Here is a 13844-nt window from a genome sequence, read left to right as displayed (position 1 = left end):
GCGAGCGGCGATACTTGCGCTGTGACCTCGGCGCATCCCTTCCTGGACGAAGCCGGGCCGGTGCCGATCGCCCATCGAGGCGGCAGTGCTGCGTGGCCGCAGAATACGATGGCCGCGTTCGAGGGTGCCGTCGGACTCGGCTACCGCTTCCTGGAAACCGACGTGCAGGCCACCGCCGACGGCGTGCTCGCCGTCTTTCACGACGACGAGCTCGCACCGGTCTCCGATGGCACGGGGCGGATCTCGGAGATGACGTGGAGCGAGGTGTCGGTGGCTCGCGTGGGCGGCGAGCCGATCCCCCGGCTCGAAGAGCTGCTCGGTGCATTCGACGATGTGCGGATCAGCATCGACCCCAAGGCCGATGCGGCGGTCGAACCGCTCATCGAGGCGCTGAGGGGGCCGGGCGTGCTGGACCGCGTCTGTGTCGGCTCCTTCTCTGACGAACGCCTGGAGCGCCTCGACAAGGCCTTCGGCGACGCGGTCTGCCTCAGCTTCAGCCCACGCGAGATCGCCCGGCTGAGGCTGCTGAGTGCTGCCGGGCTTCGGGCCCGGGCCCGGTCCAACCGGCGACCACGTTCAGGCACGACCCGCCCGCAGCGGCGCGATCGCCCGTTCCGGGGACGCATCGCTTCGATCCCGCTCCGGCAAGGACCGATCCCGCTTGCAACCCGCCGCTTCGTCCAGCACGCTCACCGCGCGGGAGTGGCGGTGTACATCTGGACCATCGACGATCCCGTCGAGATGGGCCGTCTCCTCGACATCGGGGTCGACGGCATCATGACCGACGAGCCGAGAGTGCTGCTCGAGGTCATGGCCGAACGCGGGGTCTGGCCCGCCGGCGGCGAGGCCGGCACATGAGCGCCGTCGCGATCGCTCCCGCCGTCATGGACGAGCTGGCGGACATCGTGGGACCGGCTCACGTGCTCAGCGATCCGGAGATCACCGCTGGCTACGCGATCGACTGGACCCGCCGCTTCGCCGGTTCGACACCGCTGGTCGTCCGGCCAGGCGACACCGCCGAGACCGCCGCCGTGATGGGCGTGCTGGCGGCGGCTCACGTTGCCGTGGTGCCCCAGGGGGGCAACACGGGCCTCGTGGGCGGCAGCGTGCCGCTCGCCGGAGAAGCCGTGCTGTCGATGCGGCGGCTCGCCGCCTGCGAGCCGGTGGACGAGCTCGCGTCGCAGGTGACGCTGGGTGCGGGCGTGACGCTGACCGATGCCCAAGCGCACGTCGCCGCGTCTGGGCTCAGCGTCGGCGTGGACTTGGCAGCGCGTGAGTCGGCCACGGTCGGCGGGATGGTGGCCACCAACGCGGGCGGCATCAACGTCCTGCGCTATGGCGCCATGCGCGCTCAAGTTGTCGGCATCGAAGCGGTGCTTGCCAACGGCACTGTCGTGAGCCATCTCGCCGGCCTGGAAAAGGACAACACCGGCTACGACCTCGGGAGCCTGCTGGCTGGCAGCGAGGGCACGCTCGGCATCATCACGCGGGTGCGGCTGCGGCTGCACCCCACCCAGCCTGAGCGTGCGACGGCCCTGCTGGCCTTCAGGACGGCAGCCGATGCAGTCAGCGCAGCAGCGGCGCTGCGTCGCAGCGTCGCCTCCCTGCATGCACTGGAAGCTGTGTTCGACGGGGCCATGGCACTCGTCTCGGAGCACTTGGGCGTCACCCCTCCTGTCGGCACCCTCGGCGACGGCGCAGCATGGCTCGTCGCGGAGGCTGCCGCGCGCACCGATCCCAGCGACGAGCTGGGCGCTGCCGTCGCCGAATTGGACGACCTCCTCGTCGATGCGGCGGTGGCGCTCGATCCGGGGTCACGCCAGCGGCTGTGGGCATTCCGCGAGAACGTCACCGAGGCCATCTCCGCTGCGGGCATTCCCCACAAGCTGGATGTGACGCTGCCCGCCGCTCGCCTCGCCGAGTTCACCGACGGTGTCGCCGACGTCATCAGAGCGGTCGACCGCGACGCCCGGCCGCTGCTGTTCGGCCATCTCGGCGACGGCAACGTGCACGTCAACGTGCTGGGCCCCGGTGGGTCTGAGCCTGCCCAGGAAGTCGACGGCGCGGTGCTGCACTATGTCGCCGAGCTCGGCGGCAGCATCTCAGCCGAGCACGGCATCGGCACCGCCAAGCTCTCCCAACTGCATCTCAACCGCAGCGAGGCCGAGCTGGCTGCGTTCGGGGCCATCAAGCGGGCGCTCGACCCCGCCGGCCTGCTCAATCCCAACGTCCTGCTGCCCTGAGCCAACGCGCGCCCGCTGTGGAGGGGGCAGGCGCCCTCCACAGCTCGTTCCTTGGTTCCCAGCCGCGTCTACGGTTCGAGCTATGAGTCAGTCCCGGCCGCAGGTGCCGTTTGCTACCCGGTACGCGCGCAGCGGCATGGTGTGCAGCGTCGACCACCTCGCGAGCGAGGCCGGCGTGTCGCTGCTGCGGGCCGGCGGCTCGGCAGCAGACGCAGCGGTGGCGGCCTCTGCCGTGCTTGCCGTGACCACCCAGCACATGTGCGGCATGGGCGGCGACCTGTGGGCGCTCGTCCATCACACCGATGGCGCGGCCCCCGCAGCGCTGAACGCAAGCGGCCGGGCCGGGAGCGGCGCCGATCCCGAGGCTCTGCGCGGCGAGGGCCGCACCCGCATGCGCTTCCGCTCCGACATCCGCAGCGTGCCAGTGCCCGGCTGCGTCGACGGGTGGATGAGCCTGCACGAGCGGTTCGGGCAGGCACCCCTGGCGGAGGTGCTTGCCCCGGCTATCGACCTCGCGAGCAGCGGCTTCCCGCTCTCGTTCCATGGCGCCGCCGCTGCTGCCTTGCTCGACGGCGTCGCGAACACTGACGACTACTCACCCCAGGGCCAGCCGGGCGAGCTCGTCACCCGGCCCGGCGTCGCCGCTGCCCTGCGGGAGATCGTCGAGGGCGGCCGGGAGGCCTACTACGGGGGCGACTTCGGCCGCGACCTCATCGAGCTGGGCGGCGGCGAGTACAGCGCGGCGGACCTCGCTCGATCACAGGCCGAATGGGTGACGCCGCTGCGTGCCGACGCTTGGGGACACCGTCTGTGGACCGTGCCGCCGAACTCGCAGGGTTACCTCACGCTCGCCGGCGCATGGATCGCATGCGAGCTGGACCTGCCCGCAGACCCCGATGATCCGCTGTTCGCCCACCTGCTGGCCGAAGCTGCCAAGCAGGCCGGTTGGGATCGACCCGCCGTGCTCTGGGACGATGCTGACGGTGCTGCGCTGATTGCGCCGGAGCGCCTCGCACCTCGCCGCGCCGCGATCCTGCCTGACGCGGCGGCGGCGCTCGGCGCCGGGAGCGGCACCGGCGACACGATGTACCTCGCGGCCGTGGACGCGGACCGAATGGGCGTCTCGCTGATCCAGTCCAATGCGGGAGGCTGGGGCATCGGGCTGTGGACCCCGACGCACCGGATCAGCCTGCACAACCGCGGCATCGGCTTCAATCTGGTCGAAGGCCATCCGGCCGAGTACGGACCTGGCCGGCGCCCTCCTCACACGCTCGCGCCGGCACTGGTCCAGCGCGCCGACGGATCGCTCCGCTCGGTCGTGGGGACCATGGGAGGCGACGCCCAGCCGCAGGTGTTGCTGCAAGTGCTGGCACGAGCGCTGTGCCTCGGCGAAGAGCCCGCTACGGCCATCGGCTCGGGTCGCTGGCGTTGGGGCGCCGCCGAGGGAACCGGCTTCGACACCTGGGCCGATCCCGGCAATCTCCAGCTGTACATCGAAGGCAACGCGGCCTGGGCAGGCAGCGACAGCATCGCCGACCTCGCCCAGCGCGGTCACCGGGTGGGCGTCGACGGCCCGCATGACAACTCATACGGACACGCGCATCTCATCGAGATACACGACGGCATGCTTGCCGGCGCATCGGATCCCCGGGCGCTCACCGGAGCCACTGTCGGCTACTGATTGTCGGCTGCTGAACCTCAGCGCGGCAGCGGCTCGGCCACCTCGAGCCGGGAAGGTCCGAGCGACCGGGCGACGAAGAGGGCCGCGTAGGCCCGGTCGCGCAGATCCCCTGCCTCCAAGGCGTGGGTGGGATAGCTGGCCACGCCCATCGAGAGCGTGACGCCGGTGTGGTACGAGCGGGCGGCCACCTCGCGGCGCACCCGATCGGCGGCCCAGACTGCCCCGCTGTGGGGCGTGTCGTCGAGGATGGCAGCCAGGATCCCGTCGGCGCAGTGACAGACGGTGTCGGACTCGCGCAGCGTGCCGCGTACCAGGCGCGCCGCGAGCCGTTGGGCCACGCGGGCCTGCGTGGCGCTGAGCCCCTCGAAGCCGTCGACTTCGAAGAACACCACCGAGAGCGGCTGGAGTGCCCGCCGGGCCAGTGCCAGCTTGCGGTCGAGCAGCACCGCCAAGACGCGCACATCCGGGAGCCCCGTGACGGGGTCCAGCACAGAGTCGACTACGCCGGGGGATGAGCCCCCGGCGCCATGGCGAGCCATGGAGCGCCAGAGTGCCACTCTTGGGGCTCCGGCACAATGCCCGCAACAGCAGCCCCGGTGCAGCGTCGCCACTGGGTCTCATGAGCGGCTCCGCTGTAGCGTCGCCGCATGCGCATCGCACGACACCTCCTCGACGGCCAGCCTGCCTTGGCCACCGTCACCGATGACGGGTTGGTCACACTGCAGACCGAGCACACCGATCTGCCGTCGCTGCTCGGCTCGAGCGACGGGGATCTGGTGGCCCATGTCCAGGCACTGGCAACAGGCAGCGTGACGCCGCTCGCCGAGGCTGAGCTGCTGTCCCCGGTCGGCCGTCCGCCCGCAATCCTCGCCGTCGGGCTCAACTACCGGGCCCATGCGGCTGAAGGCGGCCGCGAGCCGCCGAAGGTGCCCATCATCTTCAACAAGCATCACAACTGCATCGTGGGGCCGGGCCACCCCATTCACCTGCCTGCAGCGGCGCCTGACATGGTGGACTACGAAGGCGAACTGGCAGTCGTGATCGGACGCACCGCCCGTGCGGTGTCGGCGGCGGAGGCTCCGGACTGCATCGCCGGCTACACGATCATGAACGACGTCAGCGTGCGTGACTGGCAGCGCCGCAGCCCCACCATGACCATGGGCAAGTCATGGGACACTCACGGCCCGTGCGGCCCGTGGGTGGTGACCAGCGACTCGCTCGACCCCCATTCGTGCCGCCTGGTCACCGAAGTGAGCGGTGAGGTGCGCCAGGACGCCAACACCGACGACCTCATCTTCGACTGCTACGCGATCGTGGAGCACCTGTCCACGGCGTTCACGCTCGATCCGGGCACGATCATCGCCACAGGGACGCCGGCAGGCGTGGGAGCGTTCTCGGATCCGCCCGGCCTGCTCAAAGATGGCGATGAGGTGGCGATCACAATCGAAGGCATCGGCACCCTGACAAACCCCGTGATCAGCGAGCCGACCGCCGGAGGCTGAGCCGGCAGGCGAAGCCGGGGCCCGAGCGGCCCGTGAGCGAAGCGAACAAGAGCGGAAGGCAACGGGTTCCACGACGAGACGGCTCGCCAGACAACGCACCCGCTAAACAGGACGGGTGATGCGGTCTGGCACCGACGCCGTTGCCACGCCGGGCATCGCCGCGCCCGACATACGCCAACGCTTCGAGTTCGGCTTCTCCCTCGACCCGGGCCGAGCGCTGGGCCGTGCCGGCGGCAAGGGCGTTCTGGGACCGGTCCTCTACGACGGGCCGGCCATCTGGCGCACAACGGACACCAGCGCCGGCGCGGCGACGCTGCGCATCAACCGGCTGGCGAATACGGCCGACGTCGCGGCATGGGGACCCGGCGCGGCGGACGCCGTCGCCGGCGTGCCCGCTCTGCTCGGCGCTCATGACGACCCTGCAGCGCTGATTCCCGCCGATCGCGTCGTCGCCGGCTGGGTCCGGCGTTGGCCTGCGCGCCGGCTCACGGCCACCGGGACCGTCTGGGAGCACATCGTGCCGACGGTGTGCGGGCAGAAGGTTCCCGGTCTCAACGCCAAGAACTCATGGCAGGGCATCCTGCGACGCTGGGGACGCAAGCCTCCCGGTCCCGCACCTGAGGCGCTGCGCCTGCCGCCGGCCGCCGATGTCCTGGCATCGCTCGCGTACCACGAGTTCCATCGATTCGACATCGAGCGTCGGCGCGCCGAGGCGATCATCGCTGCCGCCCGGCGGGCCGGCACGCTCGAGGGCGTGGCCCGGCTTGCGCCCGCCGAAGCCCGCGAGCGCTTGCAGGGCGTCCGGGGCATCGGCCCGTGGACCGCCTCGATCGTCGTGCTGCTGTGTCATGGCGATCCCGACTCGGTGATCGTCGGCGACTACCAGATTCCCAGCTACGTCACTTGGCACCTGGCCGGGGAACGGCGCGGCGACGACGAGCGCATGCTGGAGCTGCTCGAGCCCTACCGCGGCCAGCGGGCCCGTGTGCAGGCGCTGGCCAAGTCCGCCGGGGCTCCGCCGCGCCACGGCCCCCGCATGGCGCTGCAGGATCTGCAGGACCGCTGAGCTCTCGACCGCTGAGGGCTAGGGCAACAGCGCGACGGGGATCTCGACCACCTTGGCGCGCAGGTACTCCCCCAGCGCCTTGGCCTGGGGATCCTGCCGGGTCGACGCAGCCACGCCTTCTTCCAGCAGCCCGTGGAAGATGAAGTTGAGGCTCCAGATGTTGGGCAGGTCGTACCGATCCACCCGGTGCTCGGCGGCCTCGGGCATCAGCTCCGCGAGCCGCTCCACGGTGAGGAAGTCCGACAGCCACCAGTACGCCTCGGCCGAGCGGGCAAAGACGCCCAGGTTCGCATTCGGCCCCTTGTCGCCCGAGCGAGTTCCGTACAGCGTTCCGAGCGGTACCGCCTGCGTCGGTGCCCCGGGAGGCTCGATCCGCTCGGGCGTCGCCGCCTCGACGCTCTCAGCGGACAGGTCGGGCGGTGTGCTGTCGACCACCGTGCGGCGACCGTCCACCACGACGTTCATCGGGACCTGCTCGGCGTCGACGAGCGCCGGCCAGTACACGCCGAAGGGCTGGCCGGGGCCCGGGCCTCCGCCGGTGCCGAACATCCCGGGAATGGAGCACAGCCCGATTTCTGTGCCGGCATTGGAGAATGCCCGGCCGACCTTGCGCTCGTCAGGGTCCTTCACGATGATCTTGTAGACGGCGACGGCTTCCTCGTTGGTGCCGGGGTCGGCCTTGTGCGTCGGCAGGAACTTGCGCACGACGGTCTCATAATCGTCGGGACTGTAGGGGCACGCATGCCAGAACTGGCGCTCGATCAGCTCGGCCTTCTCGGCGATGTCCAGTCCTGTCAGACCGATCGAGATCTGGTTGCGGTAGCCGCCCTGGTAGTTCATGGCCACCTTGAGGGTGGGCGGGGCCGGCTCGCCGCGGACCCCGCCGATGCGCACCCGATCTCGCCCGATCTGGGTCAGCTCGATGGTGTCGAACCGGCTCACGACATCGGGGTTGAGATAACGCTCGCTCTGGATCTCATAGAGCAGCTGCGAGGTGACCGTGCCGACCGAGACCTCCCCGCCGGTGCTCGCGTGCTTGCCGATGACGCTGGAGCCGTCGGCTGCGACCTCCGCCCACGGGAACCCTGGGTAGGTCATATCGGCGATCTCGGTGAAGAAGCTGTAGTTGCCGCCGGTGGCCTGCCCCCCGCACTCGATCACATGGCCGGCAACAATGGCGCCGGCGAGCGCGTCCCAGTCGTCACGGGTCCAGCCGTGATGCCACGCAGCAGGGCCCGCCACGACGGCGGCGTCAGTGGCGCGACCGGTGATGACGATGTCCGCGCCCTGGTTCAGCGCCTCGACGATCCCCCAGCAGCCGATGTACGCGTTGGCGGTCACGATGCGATCAGCCAGATCGCCCAAGGGCTGACCGGTGTCGAGATGGGCGAAATCGTTGCCGGCAGCGATCAAGTCCCCCAGACGGTCAGTGAGATCGTCGCCGTCGACATAGGCAATAGACGGGTTGAGGCCCAACCGGTCCGCCACCTCGGCGACCGCGTCGGCGCATCCCGACGGGTTCAGACCCCCGGCGTTGGACACCACCTTGATGCCCCTGTCCAGGCACGTGCCCATGACCTCCTCCATCTGCGTGACGAAGGTGCGGGCGTAGCCGGCTCCGGGCCGCTTGGCTGCGATGCGCGACAGGATCAGCATGGTCAGCTCAGCGAGCCAGTCCCCCGTCAGCGCATCAATCGGGCCGCCCGTGACCATCTCACGGGCGGCAGCGAGGCGATCCCCGAAGAAACCGCTGCAGTTGGCGATCCGGATAGGCGGTGCAGTCGTCGTGCTCATGTCGGCGGAACCTCTCGTCGCTGATGCAGGGTATGTCACCGCTCTGCCAGACTTCCCGGCATGGCGAACCCCGTGCTCCTGCTTCACGGTTTCACCGGCTCGGTGGCGAGCACCTGGCAGCCGACTGGCATCATCGATCTGCTGACCGACGGCGGGCGCGAGGTGATCGCGTGGGATCTGCCCGGGCACGGCTCAGCGCCCAAGCACCATGACCCGGCGGGGTATGCCGACATGGAGGCCAAGCTCGTCGAGCGACTCGCTGCGGAGGTCGGCGAACAAGAAGTCGACGGCGTCGGGTTCTCCATGGGGTCGCGCACACTGCTGGTCATGGCGGCCATGGCGCCTGAGCGCTTCGGCCGCCTGGTGGTCTCAGGTGTCGGCCGCAACCTGTTCGAACGCGACGACGAGCAGGCCGAACGCATCGCGCGCGGCGTGTCCGGCGAAGCCGAGGCCGATGATGTGCATGCGCAGACCTTCGCCCGCTATGCCGCCGAGCCTGATCAGGACGGCCAGGCGTTGGCTGCGTTCATGCGCCGCAAGCACGCTCCGCTCGGAGATCCCGAATTCGCGCGCATCACCCATCCGGTGCGGGTGGTGCTGGGCACTGAGGACTTCGCGGGACCGGCAGACCCGCTGCTCGACGCATTGGCAGATGCCTCATTTACCGAGCTGCGAGGCTGCGATCACTTCGCCACGCCGAAGAACTTCGGCTTCATCGACGCGGTGATGGAACACCTCGAGGTCTTCTGAGCCCCGCCGCCCGCAGCCGCGACACCAGTTCGCGGCTGTTCACCGCCACTGCACCCGCTCGCAGCGCCAGCTCTCGCTCGGTCTCATCGACGTCGTAGTGGTCGCCCTGGAAGGCGGCGCGACGCTTGCCGATGCGCGCTGCGAACTCGTGCAGTTCGTCGTAGCTCTGGTCGGAGACGAGATGCGCCCAGCGGCGGCCACGCCAGGGCCAGCGAGCGTCGTCGACGAGGATCGTCACGTCTGCCAACTGCCGATTTCGGCATTTGGCTGAACTGGATGACTGAAATGAATTAAAATTCTTCCTTTTCCGGGGCGCCTGAAGGGGGGAGGCGCGGCGTGAGCGCGTTCTGGCAGGGTGTTTGCCGGTGGGCCGGACGGCCGCGGCGCGCCCTGACCGCCGTCACACTCGCCGTCGGCCTCACTGTTTCCGTCATCCCCGATGCTCAGGCCACCGATCTCCCCATCGAATTGCCCAGCCCCAACCTCCACCTCAACGCCTGCTTCCCCGAGCCGGCGCTGCCTGTGCCGCCGTACCTGGGCCCCGCAGTCGAGGGCGCACTCATCTACGACGACTGGATCGCCACCGTCATCACAACAGCGCAGGGCTGCGAGCCGCTGCGCGTCCCGCTCTTCGGCGAACTTCGCATGCCGCTCACCGACCCGGTGGTGACCTCGGCGTTCGGGAACCGCTTTCACCCGCTGCGCAGACGCTGGCTGCCGCACACCGGCGTCGACCTGGTCGACCGGGAGCGGCGCTGGCGGGTGCCCGTCCTGGCCTCCGGCTCGGGAACGGTTGTGGCGACCGGGGACTTCGCGGCATACGGACGCACGGTCGTCATCGACCATGGCGCAAGGGTGGCGACGGTGTACACGCACCTGAGCAGCGTCAGCGTGCGCGCAGGGCACGATGTGGACGCAGGCCAGCGCATCGGCCGGCTCGGCGCCACGGGCGCAGTCACCGGGCCCCACCTGCAGTTCGAACTGCGGCTCGGAGGCGCCGCCGTCGATCCGCTCGACTACATCGCACCGTGGTCTCAGCCCCCCAGCGGCCATTGGTGACCGGCACCGGAAAGGTGAATGCACCTCAACCCGCCGGCGGCGTGTCGGATTCAGGCTTCGCGCCGGCGTCGAGAGTTTGAGCACCAGAGGAGTCACCAGGCGCGGGCTCATCGGCAGCGTCGGGCTCGGCCGCCTCGTCCGGATCTGTTTCGTGCGACTCGAAGAGGTCGGATTCGATGAGCTCGTGCCGCTTGATGTAGGTCGAGACGAACGCTTGAATCGTGGCCGCTGCCGGCACAGCCAGCAGCGCACCGGCTGATCCCAGCAACGCGGCGCCCACGAGAACCGAGCCGAATGCCACGGCGGGATGGATGTTCATCGTGTGAGCGGTCACGCGTGGCGCGAGCAGGTAGTTCTCGACTTGCTGGTACGCGAGCACCACAATCGCCACCCAGAGTGCGGTGATCGGCTCGTCCAGCAGGGCGATCAGCAGCGGCAGCAAGCCCGCCAGGTAAGTGCCGACTACCGGCACGAACTGCGAGAGCACGCCCACCCACATCGCCAGCGGGACGGGGAACGGCACGCCGATGATGGCAAAGGCCGCCCAGTGGACCAGGAAGGCAGCCAGTGCAAGCAGCGTGCGCGAGTAGATGTAGCCGCCGGTCTTGTCGATGGCCAATTCCCAGCCCCGCAGCACTGCAGCCTGTCGGCGCGGGTTCAGCACGGAGCACAGCAGGCGACGCAGGCGGGGTCCGTCGGCCACCAGGTAGAAGGTGAACAGCACCACGGTCAGCATCTGCACTGCCACATTCACCGCAGTCGAGCCGACCGAAACCAGGTTGCCCGCCACATCGCCGAGCAGCGATGCTGCGCTGCCGCCCGCGGTGAACTGTGCTCTCAGGTCGTCGGTGTTGATCTGGATGCCGAACTGCTCGTCAACCCAGCGTTCGATGTCGACCAGATAACCGGGAGCTGCGTCGATGAGCTTGAGGATCTGATCGGCCAGCACTGACGCCATGGCCGCCGCAAACCCGGCGGCGAGCAGGGCAAACAACCCGAAGACGGCTGCAGTACCGAGCCCGCGCTTCCAGCCCTTGCCGGCCAGCCAGTTGACCGCCGGCTCCATGGCAAACGACAGGAACAGCGACACCAGCAGCACCACCAAGAGGCTGCGGAGCTTGTCGAGCAGCCACGCCGCAGTCGCGAGGCCGACCACTGCTGCCATGAGCAGGCCGATGGCGCGCGGCACCCAGCGCGGCATCCTGTCGCGTTCGGGCAACCGGAGTTCCGCCCTGCGCCGGGCCTCACTCGCCATGATCACCCCCCTGCCGGGCAGCCATTGCGTCCAGAACTGCGGTGTGCAGCAGCCCATTGGTGGCGACCCCGTTGCGGTTGCGATACTCGGGCCGACCCGCGACATCGGTGAAGCGCCCGCCGGATTCCGCCATGATCACGGGCATCGGCGCCAGATCCCAGGTCTCGCACACCGGGTCGATCATGGCCTCAGCCTGCCCGGTCGCCACCAGGAAGTAGCCATAGGCATCGCCCCATGTGCGCATCATCGCGCCGCCCGAGCGCAGTGCCTCGAACTGGGACTGCTCGAACGTGTTGTAATCCGAGGTGTTGACGAGCGCTCCGCTGAGGTCGGGGTGATCGCTCACCGAGCAGCGGTGGTCGCCGAGCCAGCAGCCGGTGCCCCTCCCGGCGGCGAGCGTGTGCCCGAGCACCGGCAGGTCGATGACACCCACTAGGGGACCGTAGGGATCCACCAGCGCCACGAGGGTCGCATACAGGGGGACGCCCCGCACGAAGCCTCGGGTGCCATCGATGGGATCGACGATCCACGTCCGGCCGTCGGGCCGGATCGAACCGCCTTCTTCCTCACCGAAGATCGCATCGTCGGGAAACTGCCGGCCGATCCGGTCTCGGACCAGGCGTTCTGCTGCGCGGTCGGCTTCCGTGACCTCGGTGCCGTCGCGCTTCCAGGTGACACCGAGGTCTCGCCGGCCGAACCACCGCAGCGTGAGCGACCCAGCGGCAGCGGCGATGTCGCGGGCGGCAGCGATGAGGTCCTCGCCAGCTCCCGGCGAATCGTCCCGCGGCGAGTGCCCAGACCCTTCGCTCACTCGCTGCGTCCAGGGTTCTGCCACGGCAGGCGGCGGGGCCGTGGCACGCGCCCGGATCCAGGATCAGCAGATTCGGACTCGGCATCAGACTGGTTCAGCGGGAAGGTCAGCACCGGCACCGGCAGTTGACGCGCAATCCGCTCGGCCGGCAACAGCACGAGGCGCGATGCGCCCGCCGGCGGTCGCGGCGCAAACAGCACAACCAGGTCTGCCTGGTGCTGGCTGCGCGAACGCACCACTGCTCCCGTGAAGCTCTCGCTGCGCAGCGAGCGAAACTCGAAGTCGACATCACGGCTCCCGCATCGCTCGCCGATTTTGGCGGTATGGGGATCATCACGCTCTCCCGGCATCAGCACGACCAGCGACGAGCGCCAGCGTGCGGCCTGGTCGATCAGCCATTCGGGCAGGTCCACCGGAACCGGGGCGGCGACCAGCACCCGAGCCGGAAGCTCGAACTCTTCCGGCACCGCACCGTTGGGGTCCTCTTCCGACGACCAGCCGCGCAGGTCACGGGCGACCAGCAGCGGACCGATGAGCTCGAACAGCACCACGGCGCCCAGTACCACGGTGGCCGCCTCGACACCTGCGTCCGAGCCCACGTCGCTGAGGCTCTCTGACGCGATGACGGCGAGGCCGACGGCCACGCCGGCCTGCGGCGTCAGGTTGACTCCCAGCCCGAACGATCGCCGCCAGCCGAGGCCTCCGGTGAGGCCGCCGACGAGGCCGCCGACGATCTTGGCTGCCACCCGCACCACGATGTAGGCAACGCCGACCAACCCGACCTTGGGGACATCGGAGAGGTGGATTGAGGCTCCGGCCAACGCGAAGAACATCAGGTAGAGCGGCTGTTCGATCGTCTTGATGGTCCGGAACAGACTCACCGAGAACGCCTGCGGCGAAACGGTCGCTGCCGTGGCACCGGCGACGAGAGCCGCCAGCGGCAACGAGATCTCGACAAATCCGGCAATGGTCCAAGCGATGACGATGTGCACGAGCACGAAGAGCAGCAGCTCGCCGGACGTCTCGATCTGGAAGCCGAGCCGCGAGATGAACCAGCCGAGAATCAGCCCCAGCACCGCGCCGCCGATGCCGAGCTGGACAAAGTTCAAGATCGCGCCGCCGACATCGGCTGCTTCGTCAGAGAGCAACAGCGCAATCGGCAGCACTGCCGCGAAGGTGGTAGTCGCGAGCGCGTCTGACACTGCGTGGGTGCCGACGATTCCCGTGGGATAGCTGCCGCGGGCACGTACCGACGAGACGATGTGCGCGATGGTCATCGGGGCTCCCGCACCTGCGAGCGCTCCGAGGATCAGCGCCACCGGGCGGTCCGCTCCGAGCCGGCTGGTGACCCAGAACACCGCGATCGCACTCAGCGCGAACTGGATGACGCCGGTCGTCAGCGTCCAACGGGCGGCACGCAGCGCCCGTACTGAGACGCGCTCGCCGATGACGAACATGAGCACCGCCAGCGCCACCTCGGTAACGGGTCGCAGCGCGTTGAGCGACGGCTCGTCGATCAGCTGTATGAACGGTACGGGCCCGGACGGACCGAGCAGAGCACCGACGATGAGGAAGGCGACCAGCTCTGGCAGGTGGTGGCGTGCCAGCAGGCGGCTGGCGAGGTACGCCAGCCAAGCCAGGACGGCGAACGCGACGAGCGTGTCGTTCATCGCCGGCCCTGGC

Annotated in this window: 13 protein-coding genes; 7 read left to right on the top strand and 6 right to left on the bottom strand. The window is 69.4% G+C overall.

Annotation, left to right across the window (positions count from 1 at the left end; all coding sequences use genetic code 11):
- Positions 1-21 precede the first annotated feature (21 nt).
- From ACOGXE_RS14985 to ACOGXE_RS14975, 3 genes are all read left to right on the top strand, one after another.
- The gene (locus ACOGXE_RS14985; protein WP_419931697.1) at positions 22-858 is read left to right on the top strand and encodes a glycerophosphodiester phosphodiesterase; all 837 of its coding nucleotides are present in this window, start codon (positions 22-24) and stop codon (positions 856-858) included.
- Positions 855-2243 carry an FAD-binding oxidoreductase gene (locus ACOGXE_RS14980; RefSeq protein ID WP_419931696.1) on the top strand — a complete coding sequence of 463 codons (1389 nt, stop codon included), beginning with the start codon at positions 855-857 and terminating at the stop codon, positions 2241-2243. Before ACOGXE_RS14985 ends, ACOGXE_RS14980 begins: the two co-directional genes overlap by 4 nt.
- Positions 2244-2325: 82 nt before the next feature.
- Positions 2326-3924 (top strand): gamma-glutamyltransferase, encoded by a 1599-nt coding sequence (locus tag ACOGXE_RS14975; RefSeq protein ID WP_419931695.1) that lies wholly within the window; start codon positions 2326-2328, stop codon positions 3922-3924.
- 17 nt (positions 3925-3941) lie between these two features.
- Here ACOGXE_RS14975 and ACOGXE_RS14970 read toward each other — a convergent pair whose 3' ends face one another.
- A complete protein-coding gene (locus ACOGXE_RS14970; RefSeq protein ID WP_419931694.1) occupies positions 3942-4463 on the bottom strand; it encodes a GGDEF domain-containing protein in 522 nt (173 codons plus the stop codon).
- 108 nt (positions 4464-4571) lie between these two features.
- Here ACOGXE_RS14970 and ACOGXE_RS14965 point away from each other — a divergent pair, with 108 nt between their 5' ends.
- The gene (locus ACOGXE_RS14965) at positions 4572-5426 is read left to right on the top strand and encodes a fumarylacetoacetate hydrolase family protein (RefSeq protein WP_419931693.1); all 855 of its coding nucleotides are present in this window, start codon (positions 4572-4574) and stop codon (positions 5424-5426) included.
- A gap of 118 nt (positions 5427-5544) precedes the next feature.
- Positions 5545-6492: a DNA-3-methyladenine glycosylase family protein gene (locus tag ACOGXE_RS14960; protein ID WP_419931692.1), complete on the top strand. Its 948-nt coding sequence runs from the start codon at positions 5545-5547 to the stop codon at positions 6490-6492.
- An 18-nt stretch (positions 6493-6510) separates the two neighbouring features.
- On the opposite strand, the gene ACOGXE_RS14955 is transcribed toward ACOGXE_RS14960, so the two are convergent.
- Complete coding sequence (locus ACOGXE_RS14955) at positions 6511-8286, bottom strand: acyclic terpene utilization AtuA family protein (protein WP_419931691.1); 1776 nt, start codon at positions 8284-8286, stop codon at positions 6511-6513.
- A 60-nt stretch (positions 8287-8346) separates the two neighbouring features.
- Between ACOGXE_RS14955 and ACOGXE_RS14950 the strand changes: the two genes are divergently transcribed.
- Positions 8347-9036, top strand: coding sequence for an alpha/beta fold hydrolase (locus tag ACOGXE_RS14950; protein ID WP_419931690.1), 690 nt, complete (start codon positions 8347-8349; stop codon positions 9034-9036).
- On the opposite strand, the gene ACOGXE_RS14945 is transcribed toward ACOGXE_RS14950, so the two are convergent.
- Positions 8999-9274, bottom strand: a complete 276-nt coding sequence (locus ACOGXE_RS14945; RefSeq protein WP_419931689.1) for a DUF4031 domain-containing protein — start codon at positions 9272-9274, stop codon at positions 8999-9001. The genes ACOGXE_RS14950 and ACOGXE_RS14945 overlap by 38 nt on opposite strands.
- A 98-nt stretch (positions 9275-9372) precedes the next feature.
- Between ACOGXE_RS14945 and ACOGXE_RS14940 the strand changes: the two genes are divergently transcribed.
- On the top strand, positions 9373-10095 hold the full coding sequence (locus tag ACOGXE_RS14940) for a M23 family metallopeptidase (RefSeq protein ID WP_419931688.1): 723 nt from the start codon (positions 9373-9375) through the stop codon (positions 10093-10095).
- A 25-nt stretch (positions 10096-10120) separates the two neighbouring features.
- Here ACOGXE_RS14940 and ACOGXE_RS14935 read toward each other — a convergent pair whose 3' ends face one another.
- Genes ACOGXE_RS14935 through ACOGXE_RS14925 form a run of 3 tightly spaced genes read right to left on the bottom strand, consistent with a single transcriptional unit; the run spans position 10121 to position 13831 of the window.
- Positions 10121-11350 (bottom strand): AI-2E family transporter, encoded by a 1230-nt coding sequence (locus ACOGXE_RS14935; protein ID WP_419931687.1) that lies wholly within the window; start codon positions 11348-11350, stop codon positions 10121-10123.
- Positions 11340-12161 (bottom strand): inositol monophosphatase family protein, encoded by an 822-nt coding sequence (locus ACOGXE_RS14930; protein ID WP_419931686.1) that lies wholly within the window; start codon positions 12159-12161, stop codon positions 11340-11342. Before ACOGXE_RS14930 ends, ACOGXE_RS14935 begins: the two co-directional genes overlap by 11 nt.
- Complete coding sequence (locus ACOGXE_RS14925) at positions 12158-13831, bottom strand: cation:proton antiporter (RefSeq protein WP_419931685.1); 1674 nt, start codon at positions 13829-13831, stop codon at positions 12158-12160. The genes ACOGXE_RS14930 and ACOGXE_RS14925 overlap by 4 nt, the downstream gene beginning before the upstream one ends.
- Between the last annotated feature and the right edge of the window lie 13 nt (positions 13832-13844).

The organism is Candidatus Poriferisodalis sp. (assembly GCF_965208555.1).
Taxonomy (GTDB): domain Bacteria; phylum Actinomycetota; class Acidimicrobiia; order Acidimicrobiales; family Poriferisodalaceae; genus Poriferisodalis.
Note: the sequence above shows the minus strand (reverse complement) of the source record. Positions and strands in the feature narration are given on the sequence as shown.